Source organism: Cupriavidus sp. UME77, assembly GCF_014170355.1.
Lineage (GTDB): Bacteria > Pseudomonadota > Gammaproteobacteria > Burkholderiales > Burkholderiaceae > Cupriavidus > Cupriavidus basilensis.
In genome coordinates this window covers 41,833-58,815 of sequence record NZ_LZZU01000005.1, presented here as the reverse complement: position 1 = coordinate 58,815, position 16,983 = coordinate 41,833, and the positions used below count along the sequence as shown (strand labels likewise).

The 16,983-nt window shown below is 66.8% G+C and carries 14 protein-coding genes; 8 read left to right on the top strand and 6 right to left on the bottom strand.

The window, feature by feature from the left end; all coding sequences use genetic code 11:
* Nucleotides 1-81: 81 nt before the first annotated feature.
* Together A9975_RS01430 and A9975_RS01425 are read right to left on the bottom strand one after the other, a co-directional pair.
* Nucleotides 82-603 carry a hypothetical protein gene (locus tag A9975_RS01430; RefSeq protein WP_183031073.1) on the bottom strand — a complete coding sequence of 174 codons (522 nt, stop codon included), beginning with the start codon at nt 601-603 and terminating at the stop codon, nt 82-84.
* A gap of 139 nt (nt 604-742) precedes the next feature.
* The gene (locus A9975_RS01425) at nt 743-1,444 is read right to left on the bottom strand and encodes a TetR/AcrR family transcriptional regulator (protein ID WP_150992768.1); all 702 of its coding nucleotides are present in this window, start codon (nt 1,442-1,444) and stop codon (nt 743-745) included.
* Between the two features lie 310 nt (nt 1,445-1,754).
* On the opposite strand from A9975_RS01425, the gene A9975_RS01420 reads away from it, so the two are divergent.
* The 5 genes from A9975_RS01420 (at nt 1,755) to A9975_RS01400 (ending at nt 9,357) form a co-directional block, all read left to right on the top strand.
* Nucleotides 1,755-3,476 carry an AMP-binding protein gene (locus A9975_RS01420; protein WP_183031072.1) on the top strand — a complete coding sequence of 574 codons (1,722 nt, stop codon included), beginning with the start codon at nt 1,755-1,757 and terminating at the stop codon, nt 3,474-3,476.
* 77 nt (nt 3,477-3,553) lie between these two features.
* Entirely contained in the window at nt 3,554-4,735 is a 1,182-nt protein-coding gene (locus A9975_RS01415) for an isovaleryl-CoA dehydrogenase (protein WP_183031071.1), read from the top strand.
* A gap of 68 nt (nt 4,736-4,803) precedes the next feature.
* The gene (locus tag A9975_RS01410; RefSeq protein ID WP_183031070.1) at nt 4,804-6,411 is read left to right on the top strand and encodes a carboxyl transferase domain-containing protein; all 1,608 of its coding nucleotides are present in this window, start codon (nt 4,804-4,806) and stop codon (nt 6,409-6,411) included.
* 50 nt (nt 6,412-6,461) lie between these two features.
* Nucleotides 6,462-7,250, top strand: coding sequence for an enoyl-CoA hydratase/isomerase family protein (locus tag A9975_RS01405; RefSeq protein WP_183031069.1), 789 nt, complete (start codon nt 6,462-6,464; stop codon nt 7,248-7,250).
* Between the two features lie 82 nt (nt 7,251-7,332).
* Nucleotides 7,333-9,357: an acetyl/propionyl/methylcrotonyl-CoA carboxylase subunit alpha gene (locus A9975_RS01400; RefSeq protein WP_183031068.1), complete on the top strand. Its 2,025-nt coding sequence runs from the start codon at nt 7,333-7,335 to the stop codon at nt 9,355-9,357.
* A gap of 117 nt (nt 9,358-9,474) precedes the next feature.
* Here the strand turns inward: A9975_RS01400 and A9975_RS01395 are convergent, their stop codons facing one another.
* Complete coding sequence (locus A9975_RS01395; protein ID WP_183031067.1) at nt 9,475-10,380, bottom strand: MurR/RpiR family transcriptional regulator; 906 nt, start codon at nt 10,378-10,380, stop codon at nt 9,475-9,477.
* Between the two features lie 90 nt (nt 10,381-10,470).
* Here A9975_RS01395 and A9975_RS01390 point away from each other — a divergent pair, with 90 nt between their 5' ends.
* Both A9975_RS01390 and A9975_RS01385 read left to right on the top strand, forming a co-directional pair.
* A complete protein-coding gene (locus A9975_RS01390; RefSeq protein WP_255503003.1) occupies nt 10,471-11,646 on the top strand; it encodes a M20 family metallopeptidase in 1,176 nt (391 codons plus the stop codon).
* A 51-nt stretch (nt 11,647-11,697) separates the two neighbouring features.
* Nucleotides 11,698-12,705, top strand: coding sequence for a tripartite tricarboxylate transporter substrate binding protein (locus A9975_RS01385; protein WP_183031066.1), 1,008 nt, complete (start codon nt 11,698-11,700; stop codon nt 12,703-12,705).
* A gap of 48 nt (nt 12,706-12,753) precedes the next feature.
* Here the strand turns inward: A9975_RS01385 and A9975_RS01380 are convergent, their stop codons facing one another.
* Nucleotides 12,754-13,692 carry a LysR family transcriptional regulator gene (locus tag A9975_RS01380; protein WP_183031143.1) on the bottom strand — a complete coding sequence of 313 codons (939 nt, stop codon included), beginning with the start codon at nt 13,690-13,692 and terminating at the stop codon, nt 12,754-12,756.
* Between the two features lie 322 nt (nt 13,693-14,014).
* Between A9975_RS01380 and A9975_RS01375 the strand changes: the two genes are divergently transcribed.
* Nucleotides 14,015-14,797 carry a methyltransferase gene (locus tag A9975_RS01375; protein ID WP_255503002.1) on the top strand — a complete coding sequence of 261 codons (783 nt, stop codon included), beginning with the start codon at nt 14,015-14,017 and terminating at the stop codon, nt 14,795-14,797.
* On the opposite strand, the gene A9975_RS01370 is transcribed toward A9975_RS01375, so the two are convergent.
* Together A9975_RS01370 and A9975_RS01365 are read right to left on the bottom strand one after the other, a co-directional pair.
* Nucleotides 14,789-15,616: a putative hydro-lyase gene (locus tag A9975_RS01370; RefSeq protein ID WP_370563674.1), complete on the bottom strand. Its 828-nt coding sequence runs from the start codon at nt 15,614-15,616 to the stop codon at nt 14,789-14,791. The two genes, A9975_RS01375 and A9975_RS01370, sit on opposite strands and share 9 nt — an antisense overlap.
* A gap of 20 nt (nt 15,617-15,636) precedes the next feature.
* A complete protein-coding gene (locus A9975_RS01365) occupies nt 15,637-16,980 on the bottom strand; it encodes an MFS transporter (protein WP_183031064.1) in 1,344 nt (447 codons plus the stop codon).
* Nucleotides 16,981-16,983: the final 3 nt, after the last annotated feature.

The following is a 16,983-nucleotide window of genomic DNA, read 5'->3' as shown; positions in this document are numbered from 1 at the left end:
CGCCTTGCGCATCTCCGGCGCGAACCCCTGGGCCATTGCGCGCCTTTGCGCCCGCCGCACAGCGGGTTTTCAAGGCGGCAATCACTTGCTGCTGGAGTGGTCGTCCCCCCCAAGCGGATCGACAATGATCATGGTGCGGTCCAGCACCCCGCGATCGTCAAAGTAGGCGCTGAAGTGGGCCGGCTGGTAAGCGCCGATGTAGAGCCGGTACGACCATGCCTCACGCTTCATCAGCGGGTAGTACTCGACCGGCTCGCGCGGCAGGCCGAAGCGTTCGGCCACGTCCTGCTTGGTCCAGGCTCCCGGGCGCGCCTCATAGATCTCCTTCTCGGTAAGCATCTGGCGGAAACTGGTGAGGTTTCCGCTGGCGTCGAAATCCGCCGCATAGACATCGAACCCGAGCGGCTGCTTTGAGTAGATCCAGCGGCTGGTGCCGCCGGCGAGCTGGTAGGTCTCCGTGGGCTTGCCAAAGGTGTCGCGCACGGCGCTCTGCGGGCTGCCGATCATCTTTTGCGCGGTCTCCACCGGCTGCAGGAACGCGCAGGCACACAGCGCGAGTGCGGCGGCGGTAGTCCCCATCCATCTGGCTAGGCGATATTGCATGACCATTCTCCATCGTTGGCACGGGTGGTGTTCCCGGGCCAGGATCCCTTCCAGCATAGTTCAAGTACGCGCACACGCCGTGCCACGACGAAGCGCTCTGCTTCGCGTGCCCTATTCCGCGCGCCCTATTCCGTGCGCCCTATTCCGTGCGCCCGTCCACTCGCCGCAACGCCGCCCCCACTTCCCCATAAAACTCCCGCAGCGCTGCTACCTCCAGGTCCGGCGGCAATAGTGCCGGCCAGAGCAGCGCCACGATATCCTTGGCGGTCCGCTCGATATCCACCGGCCGCTGCCTGGCGATTGCGTCCCAGAGAATGTGTTCCATCGGCCCGAAGATCGCCGAGCGCAGCAAGCTCAGCGGCAGGTCGGCCCGGATCTCCCCACTCTCCCGCGCGCGCGCCAGCATATCCATCAGCGGCGCGGTGTAGCGCCGTTGCAGCGGCACGAACACCTCGCCCAGCCCCGGCCCCCTGGCGCGGCCTTCGGAGAGCACCAGCGCGCATAGCCCGGTGCCCTGGATCAGGAACAGCCGAAGATGCGTGCGCACGAAGAACTCGAGCTGCGCCTTGGTGCTCTGGCCGCGCGGCATGCCTTCTTCCACCGCCGCGATGATCTCGTCGTACCAGTCTTCGATCACCCGCACGCAAAGCTCGCGCTTGCCGTGGAAATAGGTGAACACCGTGGCTTCGGAGATGCCCAGGCGCTGAGCGATCTCGGTGGTGGTGGCGCGCTCGTAGCCCATCTCGGCAAAGACTTCGCGGGCCACGCGCAGGATGTCGCGGATGCGTTGCTCCGCCTTGGCGCTCGCGGGGACGCGGCGCCGCACCATGATGTCGTCCATCGACGTGTTACCTCGCTTGCCGGAAGCCGGCGATTATAGTGCGGCGCAGCATAAAACAGATGCCCGGGCACGCCTTGGGGCGCTGCTCGCCTCCGTCACGGGATTGTAATTGATCTTTACTCAACTCATGGTTGCAATTTTTCGGGTCTGCGTGTACTTTTCCAGTCAACGCCACTGCCCCGATGCTAGATAGGACGGGACGAGGGCCAGAATATATGCGCACTCCCCGACTTGAGCCACACTCAACAAAGTTGAACAAACCTCAAAAACGGGATACGGACAATATTGCGACAGCGCTTTGGAGACGAGTATGACGATGCAGGGTGCGGCTAGCCCAACGATCTTGCCCATTGGCGGGCTCTCCCACGTCAGGGGCAGTACCGACATTCCCTTGTCCGAGCTGACGGTGCCGGCGCTGCTAGCCGAAACCGTAGCGCGTTTCCCGGATCGCGAGGCGGTGGTGTTTCGCGAGCAGGGCATCCGCTGGAGCTGGCGGGAATTTGCACAGGTGGTGGATGCCATGGCCGGGGGCTTGCGCCTGCTGGGCCTGGAGCGCGGGGACCGCATCGGCATCTGGTCGCCGAACCGGGTGGAGTGGCTGGTGACGCAGTTCGCCACCGCACGCCTTGGGCTGGTGCTGGTGAACATCAATCCGGCTTACCGCCTGGCGGAGCTGGAATACGCGCTGAACAAGGTGGGCTGCAAGGCGATCGTGGCGGCGGAGTCGTTCAAGACGTCGCGCTACCTGGAAATGCTGCAGACGCTGGCGCCGGAGTTGCAAAGCTGCGAGCCGGGCGCGCTGCAGGCAGCGCGCTTGCCCGCGCTGCGCTGGGTGATCCGCATGGGCGGCGAGCGCACGCCGGGCATGCTGAACTACGATGCGCTGCTCGCCCATGGCACGCATGCCCTCACCGGCGAACTGGACGCGCTCACCGCGCAACTGGACCGCTACGACCCGATCAATATCCAGTTCACCAGCGGCACCACCGGCGCACCCAAGGGCGCCACGCTGACGCACCGGAACATCGTCAATAACGCGCGCTTCATCGCCATGGCGATGCGCTTCTCCGAGCAGGACAAGCTGTGCATCCCGGTGCCGTTCTATCACTGCTTCGGCATGGTGCTGGCCGTGCTGGCCTGCGTATCCACCGGCGCCTGCATGGTGTTCCCCGGTGAGGCGTTCGAGCCGGCGGCAACCATGGCGGCGGTCAGCGAAGAGCGCTGCACGGCCTTGCACGGCGTGCCGACCATGTTTATCGCCCAGCTGGATCATCCGGATTTTGCCAAGTACGACTTCTCCACGCTGCGCACCGGGATCATGGCGGGCTCGCCCTGCCCCATCGAGACGATGAAACGCGTGATCTCGCAGATGCACATGGCGGAAGTAACGATCGCCTATGGCATGACCGAGACCAGCCCGGTTTCCTTCCAGAGTTCCACCACCGACCCGCTCGACAAGCGCGTGACCACCGTGGGGCTGATCCAGCCGCATCTTGAGGTCAAGCTGGTGGACGGCACCGGCGAGATCGTGCCCGTTGGCGAAAAGGGCGAGCTGTGCACGCGCGGCTACTCGGTGATGCAAGGCTATTGGGACGACGAGCCTCGCACCCGCGAGGCGATCCGCGATGGCTGGATGCACACGGGCGACCTCGCCACCATCGACGCCGAGGGTTACTGCAACATCGTCGGCCGCGTGAAGGACATGCTGATCCGCGGCGGCGAGAACGTCTACCCCCGCGAAATCGAGGAATTCCTGTTCCGCCACCCGAAGGTGCAGGCGGTGCAGGTGTTTGGCGTGCCGGACCCCAAGTACGGCGAGGAAGTCTGCGCATGGATCGTGCTCAAGCCGGGCGATACGGCCACCGAGGACGATATCCGCGCCTTCTGCCGCGACCAGATCGCGCACTACAAGATTCCGCGCTACATCCGCTTTGTCGACGAAATGCCCATGACCATTACCGGCAAGGTGCAGAAGTTCGTGATGCGCGAGCGCATGACGCTGGAACTGGGGCTTGGCGACAAGACCACGTGACGACCCAACCGAATCCCATCTGACATCGGGCCGCCGTCTGCCGCGGCCGTACTCCACTAGATAGCGAGCACTCAACCATGAACGAACTCCCCGGCCTCAATTTCCACCTCGGCGAAGACATCGACATGCTGCGCGAAACCGTGCGCAACTGGGCGCAGGCCGAACTGGCGCCGCGCGCCGCAGAGATCGACCGCACCGACCAGTTCCCGATGGACGCCTGGAAGAAGATGGGCGACCTTGGCGTGCTCGGCATCACGGTGGCGGAAGAATACGGCGGCGCCAATATGGGCTACCTGGCCCACATGATCGCCATGGAAGAAATCAGCCGCGCCTCGGCATCGGTCGGCTTGTCGTACGGCGCGCACTCCAACCTGTGCGTCAACCAGATCCACCGCAACGGCACCGCCGCGCAAAAGGCCAGATACCTGCCCAAGCTGGTCTCCGGCGACTGGATCGGCGCATTGGCCATGAGCGAGCCCAACGCCGGCTCCGACGTGGTGAGCATGAAGCTGCGCGCGGACTTCAAGGGCGACCACTACGTGCTCAACGGCACCAAGATGTGGATCACCAACGGCCCGGATTGCGATGTGCTGGTGGTCTACGCCAAGACCGAGCCGGACCTTGGCGCGCGCGGCATGACCGCCTTTATCGTCGAGAAGGGCATGAAGGGTTTCTCGGTGGCGCAGAAGCTGGACAAGCTCGGCATGCGCGGCTCGCACACGGGCGAGCTGGTGTTCCAGGACGTGGAAGTGCCGGTGGAGAACATCCTCGGCGGCGAGAACCTGGGCGCCAAGGTGCTGATGAGCGGCCTGGACTATGAGCGCGCCGTGCTCTCCGGTGGCCCGGTGGGCATCATGCAAGCGTGCATGGATGTCATCACCCCCTATATCCACGACCGCAAGCAGTTCGGCCAGAGCATCGGCGAGTTCCAGCTGATCCAGGGCAAGGTGGCCGACATGTACACCACCTTGCAGGCAGCACGCAGCTACCTGTACACGGTGGGCAAGAACCTGGATTCCTTGGGCAAGGAACACGTGCGCCAGGTGCGCAAGGACTGCGCCGCGGTGATTCTCTATACCGCCGAGAAGGCCACCTGGATGGCCGGCGAATCCGTGCAGATCCTGGGCGGCAACGGCTATATCAACGAGTACCCGGTGGGCCGCCTGTGGCGCGACGCCAAGCTGTACGAGATCGGCGCCGGCACCTCGGAAATCCGCCGCATGCTGATCGGGCGCGAGCTCTACGCCGAAACGGCCTGAGCGTCCAGCCGACGCCCCCGCGCCCACAGCACAAGCCACAAGAACAAAGACCCGAGATCCGACACCTTATGCCCACGCTCGAAACCAAACTCAATGCGCGCTCGGAATCCTTCCGCGCCAATGCCGACGCCATGCAGGCGCTGGTCGCCGACCTCAAGGCGAAAATCGCCAAGCTGGCGGAAGGCGGCGGCGAGGAGGCCCGCGCCAAGCACCTTGGGCGCGGCAAGCTGCTGCCGCGCGAGCGTGTGCAGCAACTGCTGGATCCGGGCACACCGTTCCTGGAGCTGTCGCAGCTCGCCGCGTACGACATGTACGACAATGCGGCGCCCGGCGCAGGCATCATCACCGGCATCGGCAGCGTGGCCGGGCAGGAATGCGTGATCGTCTGCAACGACGCGACCGTCAAGGGCGGCACCTACTACCCGCTCACGGTGCGCAAGCACCTGCGCGCGCAAGAAATCGCAGAGCAGAACAACCTCCCCTGCATCTACCTGGTGGACTCGGGCGGCGCCAACCTGCCTAACCAGGATGACGTGTTTCCGGACCGCGACCACTTTGGCCGCATCTTCTACAACCAGGCCAACCTGTCCAAGCAAGGCATTCCGCAGATCGCGGTGGTGATGGGTTCGTGCACGGCCGGCGGCGCCTATGTGCCGGCCATGAGCGATGAATCGATCATCGTCAAGAACCAGGGCACCATCTTCCTGGGCGGCCCGCCGCTGGTGAAGGCCGCCACCGGCGAGGAGGTCACCGCCGAAGACCTGGGCGGCGCCGATGTGCACACGCGCCTGTCGGGCGTGGCCGATTACTTTGCGCAGAACGACGCGCATGCGCTGTCGCTGGCGCGCAATATCGTGCAGCACCTGAACCGCCGCAAGCCAGACCAGATCCGCCTGCACGAGCCGCTGCCCCCGCGCTATCCGGTGGAGGAGCTGTACGGCGTGATCCCGACCGACACGCGCAAGCCCTATGACGTGCGCGAGGTCATTGCGCGCATCGTGGACGACTCGGATTTCGACGAGTTCAAGGCGCGCTACGGCACCACGCTGGTGTGCGGCTTTGCGCGGATCTGGGGCTATCCGGTTGGCATCATCGCCAACAACGGCATCCTGTTCTCGGAGTCGGCGCTCAAGGGCGCGCACTTTATCGAACTGTGCTGCCAGCGCAAGATCCCGCTGGTGTTCCTGCAGAACATCACCGGCTTCATGGTGGGCCGCAAGTACGAGAACGAAGGCATCGCGCGCAATGGCGCCAAGATGGTGACGGCGGTGGCGACCGCGCAGGTGCCCAAGTTCACGGTGATCATCGGCGGCTCGTTTGGCGCCGGCAACTACGGCATGTGCGGGCGCGCTTACTCGCCGCGCTTCCTGTGGATGTGGCCAAACGCACGGATCTCGGTCATGGGCGGCGAGCAGGCGGCCAGCGTGCTGGCCACCGTGCGCCGCGACGGCATCGAGGCCAAGGGCGGCAGCTGGAGTGCGCAAGACGAGGACAAGTTCAAGCAACCGATCCGCGACCAGTACGAGCACCAGGGTCACCCGTATTACGCCAGCGCGCGGCTGTGGGACGACGGCGTGATCGATCCCGCGCAAACCCGCACGGTGCTGGGCCTGGGCCTGTCGGCGAGCCTCAACGCGCCCATCGGCGAGATGAAGTTCGGCGTGTTCCGCATGTGATGGCAAGCGCCCCGGATAACAGATCGCACCGCACCGTACAGGACACCAACATGGAATTCACCACGCTTACCGTCACGGCCGCGCAGCACGTGGCCACCGTCACGCTGAACCGGCCGGACGTGCGCAACGCCTTCAACGAAACCGTGATCGCCGAGCTGACCGGTGCGTTCCGCGCGCTCGGCAGCGAGCCCACGGTGCGCGCCATCGTGCTGGCTGGCAATGGCCCGGCCTTCTGCGCCGGCGCCGACCTGAACTGGATGAAGAAGATGGCCGGCTACTCGCACGACGAGAACCGGTCTGACGCGCTCACGCTGGCGCAGATGCTGCACACCATCTGGGCCTGCCCCAAGCCGGTGATCGCGCGCATCCACGGCGACACCTATGCGGGCGGCGTGGGCCTGGTTGCCGCCTGCGACATCGCCGTGGCCGCGGAGACGGTGAATTTCTGCCTGTCGGAAGCGCGCCTGGGCTTGCTGCCCGCCACCATCAGCCCCTACGTGATCCGCGCCATGGGCGAGCAAGCGGCACGCCGCTACTTCATCACGGCCGAGCGCTTCGGCGCGGCCGAGGCGCTGCGGCTGGGCTTTGTGCATGAGGTGGTGCCGGCCGACACGCTGGACGCCAAGGTGAGCGAGATCGCCGCCGCGCTGGTGGCCAACAGCCCCAATGCCGTGCGCGAGAGCAAGCGGCTGGTGCAGGAAGTGTCCGGGCGCGCCATCGACGATGCGCTGCTGGCCGATACCGCCGAGCGCATTGCCGCGATCCGCGCGTCGGACGAGGGCCGCGAAGGGGTGCGCTCCTTCCTGGAGAAGCGCTCTGCGTCCTGGCGTCCCGCCTGAGCCAACGCACCCAGCCAATCCTGCGCATCCGCCGCGCGGCCACCGCAGCCGCGCCGCCAGAACCAGAAAACTAGGAACAGTCATGTTCAACAAGATCCTGATCGCCAATCGCGGCGAAATCGCCTGCCGCGTGGCAGCCACCTGCCGCCGCCTCGGCATCCGCACGGTAGCCGTCTACTCCGACGCCGACGCCAACGCGCGCCACGTGGCCCTGTGCGACGAGGCCGTGCATATCGGCGGCGCGGCAGCGCGCGACAGTTACCTGCGCGGCGACCACATCATCGAGATGGCCAAGGCCACCGGCGCGCAGGCCATCCATCCCGGCTACGGCTTCCTCTCTGAAAACGACGGCTTCGCAGACGCTTGCGCCGAAGCCGGCCTCGTCTTTATCGGCCCGCCGGCATCCAGCATCCGCGCCATGGGCAGCAAAAGCGCGGCCAAGCGCCTGATGGAGGCGGCTGCGGTGCCGCTGGTGCCCGGCTACCACGGCGAAGATCAGGATCCCGCCCTGCTGCACCGCGAAGCCGACCGCATCGGCTACCCCGTGCTGCTCAAGGCCAGCGCCGGCGGCGGCGGCAAGGGCATGCGCGTGGTGGAAGCCAGCGAAGGCTTCGAAGCGGCGCTGGCGTCCGTGCAGCGCGAGGCCAGCGCCAGCTTCGGCGACGACCGCGTGCTGGTCGAGAAATACCTGACCCGCCCCCGCCATATCGAGATCCAGGTCTTTGCCGACACGCACGGCAACTGCGTCTACCTGTTCGAGCGCGACTGCTCGGTGCAGCGCCGCCACCAGAAGGTGCTGGAAGAAGCGCCGGCCCCCGGCATGAGCGAGGAACGCCGGCGCGCAATGGGCGAAGCCGCCGTTGCCGCCGCGCAGGCGGTGGGCTACGTCGGCGCCGGCACGGTGGAATTCATCGCCAACCAGGACGGCTCGTTCTACTTCATGGAGATGAACACCCGCCTGCAGGTGGAGCACCCGGTCACCGAGATGATCACCGGGCAGGACCTGGTGGAGTGGCAACTGCGCGTGGCCTCGGGCGAGCCGTTGCCGCTCAGGCAAGATCAGCTTCAAATCCACGGCCATGCACTGGAAGCCCGCGTCTACGCCGAAAACCCCGACAAGGGCTTCCTGCCCTCCACCGGCACGCTGCGCTACCTGCGCACACCGGCAGCGGTCACGTTCGCGCTGGGCCAGGACGGCAATGGCCCGGCCGGCGTGCGTATCGACTCCGGCGTGCGCGAGGGCGACACCATCAGCCCGTACTACGACCCCATGATCGCCAAGCTGATCGTGTGGGGCCGCGACCGCGAGGAAGCGCTGGCGCGCATGGCGCAGGCGCTGGCCGAGTATCACGTGGTGGGCCTGTCGACCAATATCGTCTTCCTGCAGCGGCTGGTGACGTCGCAGGCGTTCCGCACGGCGGACCTCGACACCGGCCTGATCGAGCGCAACCAGGCAGCACTATTCCCGCCGCCCGCGAAGGTGAGCACCGACGTCATTGCGCTGGCCGTGGCGGCGTTGGTGGATGCACAAACCCGCGCGCGCCGCGTGGACCCGGCCGACGCGCACTCGCCCTGGCAGAACGCCGGCGCATGGCGCCTGAACGCAGACGCCACCAGCCAGTTCCGCCTGCGCACCGGCGAAGGCGAAACGCTGGCCAGCCTGCGCAGCGATGGCGGCAAGCAATGGCTGAGGGTAGGCGAGCAGACCCTGCCCTTCCACGCCGCCAGCCTGGCCGGCAGCCACACACTCGACCTGGGCGAGCGCACGGTCAAGGGCAACACCCATATCGAAGGCGACGCGCTCTACGTGTTTAGCGGCAAGCAGCAAGCCCGGCTGGAAGTCATCGATCCGCTAGCCCATGCGGGCAGCGCCGACGCCGAAGGCGGCAAGCTGGTAGCGCCGATGCCAGGCCGCATCATCGCGGTGATGGTCAAGGCCGGCACCGTCATTGGCAAGGGCGATCCGCTGATCGTGATGGAAGCCATGAAAATGGAGCACACCCTGACCGCGCCGGCCGACGGCGTGGTGCAGGAGGTGCTTTATGGTATCGGCGACCAGGTGCAGGATGGCGCTCAGTTGGTCACGTTGGAAGATGGGGTGGTTTGAGTGAATGCGGGACTTTAGGGGGGGGGCAGTTTGTATCCCCGCTGACTGTGGCCCCGCTGACTGTGGCCCCGCTGACGCGGGGAGACAAGCAGCAAAATCGTACCCAGACCGAAACCCCTACCCCCGCCTCAAACCCTCGACAGGATCCGCTTCAAAAGCCTCCCATAGCGCATCGCGCCGTTGCAGCGCCTTGATGACGGCCGGCTGTCGCAACTGTGCAACCGCCGAGACCAGCGCATTACACAGGAAGAAAGCCGCCGTATAAGAGTCGAAAGGCGACGCATTGGCCGTGCGCACCAACAGATGGTGATCCGACAGCGGCACCAGTGGCGCGGCCGGACTGTCGCAAATCGCGATCACGCGCGCACCGCGCTCGCGGAAGGCGCGCGCGATGCTCACCGGTGCGCTGGAATACCGCCGGATACTGAAAGTCAGCAGCACATCTTCCGGCTCCACCCACAGCATGGCATCCGTGGCCGTCACCGCGCCCGCGCCCAGTTCCTGGACCTGTGGCCGGCACATATTCAGATGCAACGCCAGCCAGGCGCCCACGGGCGCGCTGTTTTTCTGCGCCAGCACGAACAGCCGCCCGCGCGGCTCTGCCAGCAGGCGCGCGATCGCCTCGAAGGCGGCCATGTCCAGCCCTTCGTGGGTGGCCGACAGGTTGTGTTGATCATGCAGCAGCGCATCGTCCACGCAAGCGCGCAGGGTGCGCTTGCCACCGATCGTGGCCGGCGCGCGCTGGCCGGCGGTGGGCAGCAGCGCCGTCACGCTGGCCCGCGCCTCGCGCTGGGCATCGCCATAGCTGGCATAGCCCAGCTTGGCGAACAGCCGCACCACCGTGGAAGCGCTCGTGCCGTGCTGGGCAGCCAGCGCGGTGGCCGATTCCAGCAGCGCATGCGGATAGTCGCGGCCCAGCGCATCGGCCAAGGTGCGCTCGCGGGCCGTCAGCGTGGCCGCCTCGCGCGCAAGGCGCTCGAGCAAGGTAGCGTCACGTGAGGGAGTCTCCTGGGCATGTTTCATGGTGTTGACACGTTGCAATGCGTATTGCATGATCATATCACTTTTGCAATGAACGATTCAGTCCTACATCAAGCAAGGAGCAAGCGGTATATGGCGGACAACGCAGCGGATAGCGACATGCATGCCCAGGCGGCAAGCGGGGTGATCGATTGGCTGGGCGGCCAGCAGGCTGAAATGCAGGCGCTCTTGCAGCGCATTGTCGACATCGACAGCGGCAGCCGGCAGGAAGCCGGCGTGACGGCCGTGGCAGAGGTCCTGCGCGCGCACCTGGAGGCCGCCGGCATTGCGGTCACGCTGCATGCCGTGCCCGGCTATGGCGTGTGCCTGGATGCGCTGGTGCCTGGTGCCGGCGATGGCGCGCCAATCCTGCTGATGGGCCATATGGACACCGTATTTCCGGCCGGCACGGCGGCGCGCCGTCCCTTCCGCGTGGAGGACGGGCTTGCCTACGGGCCCGGCGTGGCCGACATGAAGTCCGGCCTGGTGATGAATGTGTTCGTGGCCGAGGCCCTGGCGCGCTGCGGCGGCAACGCCTTGCCGGTGCGCCTGTTCTTTTCCTGCGACGAGGAGATCGGTTCCGGCGCCACCCGCGAACGGATCATGGACGTGGCGCGCGGCGCGCGCGCCGTGTTCAACGCCGAGCCCGGCCGCGTCAGCGGCAACCTGGTCACAGGGCGCAAGGGGTCGATGGTGGTGGAGTTCGAGGTGGAGGGCGTGGCCGCGCACGCCGGGGTCAACCATGCCCAGGGCGCCAGCGCGATCGACGCGCTCGCACGCAAGATCCTGGCGCTGCATGCGCTGACGGACGCCGAGCAGGGCATCACCACCAATGTGGGCTGTGTGAAGGGCGGCATCGTGCCCAATATGGTGGCGCCACTGGCGCAGGCCGAGCTCGACGTGCGCTTTACCACCGACACGGACATCGAAGCGCTGGTCGAGCAGGTGCGCGCGATCATCGAGGCCGAATCGTTGCCGCGCACCAAGGGCAGGATCACCGAGATGCGCCGCACCCGGCCGATGACTCAGACGCCCGCGGACCTGCTGGCGCTGTACCAGCGCGGCGCGCAGCGCCTGGGCTTCACGGTAGACGGCGAGTTCACCGGCGGTGCAGCCGATAGCGGGCTCACGTCCTCGGTGGGTACGCCCACGCTGTGTGGCACCGGCCCGGTGGGCGGCCATGCGCACACCGTGCGCGAGTACTCCGAGCTTGCCACCTTCGTGCCACGCGCGCAGGCGGTGGCGCTGGCCATCCTCGCCCTGCGCTGAGCCGGCGCACTGCGCCCGCACCCGATTTCTAACTACTGTCACCACACTGCCATGCCGAACGTGCCATTCTCTCGCCGCCATTTCCTCCGCACCGGCCTCAGCGTAGCCGCGCTCGCGTGTGCCGCGCCGCTGGCCGCGCAAGCGCAAGCGCAGGGCGCCTATCCGTCGCGCCCCATCACGCTGGTGGTGCCCTTCCCGCCCGGTGGTTCGGTGGACATCATGGCCCGCCAGTACTCGGAGCCGCTGTCGCGCATCCTCGGCGTGCCGGTGGTCGTCGACAACCGCCCGGGCGCGGGCGGCTCGGTCGCCACGCAATCGGTGGCGCGCAGCAAGCCCGATGGCTATACGCTGGTGGTGTCCTCCCAGAGCAGCCACCTGGCCAACCCGCTGACCCAGCCAAAGCTGGGCTATGACCCGATCAAGGATTTCGAGAACATCGCCATCCTGGGCCGCCAGCCCAACGCCCTGGTGGTGCATGCAAGCCTGCCGGTGCGGACTTTCGCGGAGTTCCTGGCCTACGCCAAGAAGAACCCGGGCAAGCTCGACTACGGCAGCGGCGGCGTTGGCAGCATGGGCCAGCTGAATGTGGAAATGCTCAAGGCCAGCACCGGCATCTACGCCACGCACATCCCCTATCGCGGCGGCACGCACCTGATCACGGCCGTGCTGAGCAATGAGGTCCAGTTCATCCTCGACAACCTGGTCATCATGCTGCCCTACATCAAGGAAGGAAAGGTGCGTGCGCTGGCGGTGGCTTCCGAGCAGCGCCTGCCGCAGCTGCCCGACGTGCCGACCATGGCCGAGCTGGGCTATCCGCAGCTCAACCTGAGCTCCTGGACAGGCATTGCCGCACCTGCCGGCACGCCCGAGCCGGTGGTGCAGAAGCTCTACCAGGCGGTGCGCCAGGCTGCCAGCGACCCCGCCATGCAGACGGCGCTGCGCGCGCGCGGCGTGTTCCCGCCCGAGGAGATGGCACCGGCCGCCTTCGAACGCATGATGGCCGACCGGATGGTCCGTTACGGCGAAGTGGTCCGCAAGGCCAAGATCTCCGCCGATTGAGGGCGCGGGATTGAGGGCGCGGGATTGAGGGCGCGGGACAGGGCTGGACTAAGGCTTGACGGTGGCCACCCCGCCCTTGTCTTCCATGCCGCCCGTTGCCGTCGCTCCGCCCGCGCGCAGCATGTCGATGACAAGCTGCATGGCAGGCGTGGGCGGACGGCTCTTGCGCAGCACCAGCCCGTAAGGCGCAAGCCGGCCATGCAACGCGACCGGCAGCGTGGCGATCATGTTCAGGTCTTCGTAGTAGCGGGCCACCGAGGTGGGCAGCACGGCGAGCATGTCGGATTCGCGCAGCACGGACAGCGTGGTGAGGATCGACGAGGTCTCCACCGTGCTCACCGGCGGCGGCACGCGATTCTCGCGGAAGGTCTGGTCGATGATCTGGCGCATCGGGCTAGGGTGCGGCTGGATGATCCACGCGTACTCCGTCAGCGCGGCCAGCTTCAGTTTGCCGCGCTCCGCCGCCGGATGCCCCACGCGGGTGACGATCGACAGCGCCTCTTCCCCCAGCGTCTCGAACGACAACTCCTCCGACGGCCAGCCATCGGGGATGCGGCCCAGCACGATATCGATCTGGTCCTGCTGCAGCGCGTGCACCAGCACGTCGCTGGTATCGATCTGCACGATGATGTGCAAGCGCGGATGCGCTTGCTTGAGCTTGACGATCACGTGGGTGAGCAGGTCCGGCGCCGGCGCCATCACCGCGCCCACGCGCACCTTGCCCACATCGCCGGCCTGGATGGCGACAAGCTCCTCGCGCAGTTCATCCATGTCGGCAAAGACCACCCGCGCGTAGCGCATCACCGCCTTGCCCGATACCGTCGGGTCCAGCCCGCGTGCGTGGCGCGTAAAGAGCGATACGCCGAGCACGTCTTCCAGCTCCTGAAGGGACTTGGTAGCGGCCGGCTGGGTCAGGGCCAGTCCTTCGGCCGCCTGGCGCAGCGAGGGCGACTCCGAGAGCGCCAGCATCAGTTGCAGGTGCCGCATGCGAAGGCGCTTGCGGATGGATGCGCTGGATGGGATCGATGGAATGCTCACCGCGATAATCTCCGAGAATAGGCGGATCGAGATTTCCGCTATTTTGCTTATCGCGAATTCTCGCACGGCGCGGGTGGCGGCAAGAACGGAGCGCCGCGTCAGGCGAATGCCGCACTTCCTGCCCGCGGCGGCGCCTGCCCAAGCCCTCTTCCTGGCGGTTTCGCTTCATTTCAACGCATTTAGCCTCAGATTCCAGGCTTGCGCAGGGGTTTTCGGGCATACTGGTCGATTCCCTCCTATTGCGAAGCCGGCGTTCTGGCTTCCCCCCTCGATGCCCGGCTACCAAACCAAGCAAGAGAGCATCGCCGTGACCGGCGTCGCCGACCTGGTCATTCGCTCCTTGCTGGACAAGCAGCAGTACTCCGACCCCCTCGGCGAAGCCGAACGCATGGGCATTTCTTCCGCCATGTGGCCGCTGTTCGGGCTGCTGTGGCCGTCCGGCGCGCACCTGGCCGCGCGCATGGCGCTGCGGCCGGTGGACCCCACCGAGCGGGTGCTGGAAATCGGCTGCGGGCTGGGGCTGGCCAGCCTGGTGGGGCACCGCAGGGGTGCCGACGTGACCGCCAGCGACTGCCATCCGATGGCCGCCGCCTTCCTCGCGGAGAACGTACGCCTGAATGACCTCGCGCCAATGAAGTACCGGCACGGGCACTGGAGCGCCGCGGAGCACGAGCAAGATACCCCTGCTGGCGCCGGCCCCTCCCCCGCCGGCGTCCACGGCCATTTCGACCTGATCATCGGCAGCGACCTGCTCTACGAGCGCGATGCCAATGCCAACCTCGCCCACTTTATCGGGCGCCATGCCAGCCCCACGGTCGAGATCTGGATCATCGACCCCGACCGCGGCAACCGGCCCGCCTTCAACCGGCAGATGGCCGAGCAGGGTTTCGCGATGCGCGAGGAAAAGCTCGACCGCGTGGCCGCGCCCGGCGTCGATGCCTACAAGGGCCGCCTGCTGGTCTACCGCTGGGCAGCGCCGATGCCGCCCGCGCCGTTGCTGGAAGCCGCACCCATCGCAACGATCGCCACCGTCGCCACCATCGCCCTACACTAGCTTCAACCCATCGGCAGGCACGTCGCACACCAGCATGTGCCCCGGCGCATGGGTGATGCACAGCGGCGGGCGCGCCATCATGGCCGCCGCCTGCGGCGTGACCCCGCACCCCCAGAACACCGGAATCTCCCCGGCCAGGATCGCGGTCGGCTCGCCTTCGTCCGGGCGGCCGATGTCCGCGATGCCGATCGCAGCGGGGTCGCCCATATGCACCGGCGCCCCGTGCGCCCCCGGCAACCGGGCGCACACGGCCGAAGCGATGGCTGCCTCTTCCGGCGTGTAAGGCCGCATCGACACCACCATCGGCCCATGGAAGGCGCCGACGCGCGTGGTCTGGATGCTGGTACGGTACATCGGCACGATCTTGCCTTCGTCCACGTGCCGCACGCGCAAGCCGGCGCGCTCCAGCGCGTCCTCGAACGACAGCGAGCAGCCCAGCACAAAGCCCACGAAATCGTCCTGCCAGAGCGTGCTGATATCGTCGCGCTCCTCCACCAGTTCGCCATGGCGCCACACGCGGTAGCGCGGCACATCGGTGCGCAGGTCGATATCGCCGCCGAGCATCGGCACCGCCGGGCTGCCCGCTTCGGTCATGCCGATCAGCGGGCATGGCACCGGGTTGGCCCGGCAGTACCCGAGAAAATCCCCGGCCCAGGCCTTGGGCAGGATCATCAGGTTGCCCTGTCCATGGCCGGGCGCCATGCCGCTGGTATTGCCGTTGTACCGGCCACTGCGGATGCCGGCGCGGGCGCCTTCCGGCGTGGCGGCCCAGCCGGAAGCAAGCCCGGCCGCGGCGTGGATACCTGCTTGCATCTCAATGCTCCGGTTGCGCTCCGTCATCAGTCGAGGGCCTGGCGAGCGGTTTCCTTCACGCCCAGCAGAGCCAGCAGGCTGACTGCCGCGCCACCCATGAGCAGGTAGGCCGGGCTGAGCAGGTTGCCGGTGCTGCCGATCAGCGCGGTGGCCACATACGGCGTAAGCCCGCCGCCGAGGATGGCGCCGATGTTGAAGCTGAATGCCATGCCGGTGTAGCGCACGCGAGTCGGGAACTGCTCGGCATAGGTCGGGTAGCCGACGGACTGCACGATGGGCATGGGCAGCGCCACCACCATCATGGCGAGGAAGGCCAGGCCGATGCTGTGATTGTCCATCAGCATCATCATCGGCAATACCAGCACCATGTAGGCACAAAAGCCGATGGCAAGCACCTTGCGCCGGCCGAGCCGGTCGGACAACCCGCCCCACAGCGGCATCAGCATGGCCATGGTCAGGCTGACGAAGGCCATGATCCAGTACACCGTTGCCTTGTCGTACTTGAGATAGGTGGTCATGTAGATGTTCATGAATACCAGCCCCACCCAGTAGCCCACGTTCTGGCCGAAGGACAGCAGCACCACTTTGACCACGGCGGGCATATGCGCGGTGAAGACTTCCCTGAGCGGCGCCTTGGGCGGCTCGCTGTGTTCCTGGAACTGCTTGAAGGCCACGGACTCTTCCACGCGCTTGCGCACCATCGACGAGATCACCACCATCGGGATCGCCATCAGGAACGGAATGCGCCAGCCCCATGCCTGCATCTGCGCGGGCTCCAGCAAGCCGGTGGTGATGCCGCACACGGTCGCGGCCAGCGCGCCGCCCACGGCCACGCCCACCGGCGTGAAGGCGCCGTAGAAGCCGCGCTTGCCCTTGGGCGCGGATTCGGCGACATAGGCGGCCGCACCGGTGACTTCGCCGCCGGCGAAGAAGCCCTGCGCAAGGCGGATGGCCAACAGCAGCAGCGGCGCGACGATGCCCGCGCTGGCGGCCACCGGCAGCAGGCCGATGATGCCGGTGGCAATGCCCATGCCAATCACGGTGACCAGCAGCACGGCACGGCGGCCAACGCGGTCACCCAGGCGCCCAAGCACGATGCCGCCGATCGGGCGCATCAGGAAGGCGCTGCCGAACACGGCCAGGATGGCCAGCAGCGAAGCCGTGGCGCTGTCGCTAGGGAAGAACAGCGGGCCGATGGTAGAGGCCATATAGCCGTACACGCCGAACTCGTAATACTCGATGGCGGTACCGGCCGCGGCGGCCATGGCAGCTTTGCGGGCGACGGCATTGCCGGTTGCCGGCGCCGTGGCAGGGGTGGATGCCGGCGCCGTGTCGGGCATCGGCAGGGATGAGGTGGGGGCGTTGGACATATT

Bases quoted from the DNA above. Each gene is read 5' to 3' on its own strand.
- A9975_RS01430 (WP_183031073.1), bottom strand. From the start codon at position 603: ATGCAATATCGCCTAGCCAGATGGATGGGGACTACCGCCGCCGCACTC.
- A9975_RS01425 (WP_150992768.1), bottom strand. From the start codon at position 1,444: ATGGACGACATCATGGTGCGGCGCCGCGTCCCCGCGAGCGCCAAGGCG.
- A9975_RS01420 (WP_183031072.1), top strand. From the start codon at position 1,755: ATGACGATGCAGGGTGCGGCTAGCCCAACGATCTTGCCCATTGGCGGG.
- A9975_RS01415 (WP_183031071.1), top strand. From the start codon at position 3,554: ATGAACGAACTCCCCGGCCTCAATTTCCACCTCGGCGAAGACATCGAC.
- A9975_RS01410 (WP_183031070.1), top strand. From the start codon at position 4,804: ATGCCCACGCTCGAAACCAAACTCAATGCGCGCTCGGAATCCTTCCGC.
- A9975_RS01405 (WP_183031069.1), top strand. From the start codon at position 6,462: ATGGAATTCACCACGCTTACCGTCACGGCCGCGCAGCACGTGGCCACC.
- A9975_RS01400 (WP_183031068.1), top strand. From the start codon at position 7,333: ATGTTCAACAAGATCCTGATCGCCAATCGCGGCGAAATCGCCTGCCGC.
- A9975_RS01395 (WP_183031067.1), bottom strand. From the start codon at position 10,380: ATGAAACATGCCCAGGAGACTCCCTCACGTGACGCTACCTTGCTCGAG.
- A9975_RS01390 (WP_255503003.1), top strand. From the start codon at position 10,471: ATGGCGGACAACGCAGCGGATAGCGACATGCATGCCCAGGCGGCAAGC.
- A9975_RS01385 (WP_183031066.1), top strand. From the start codon at position 11,698: ATGCCGAACGTGCCATTCTCTCGCCGCCATTTCCTCCGCACCGGCCTC.
- A9975_RS01380 (WP_183031143.1), bottom strand. From the start codon at position 13,692: ATGCGGCACCTGCAACTGATGCTGGCGCTCTCGGAGTCGCCCTCGCTG.
- A9975_RS01375 (WP_255503002.1), top strand. From the start codon at position 14,015: ATGCCCGGCTACCAAACCAAGCAAGAGAGCATCGCCGTGACCGGCGTC.
- A9975_RS01365 (WP_183031064.1), bottom strand. From the start codon at position 16,980: ATGTCCAACGCCCCCACCTCATCCCTGCCGATGCCCGACACGGCGCCG.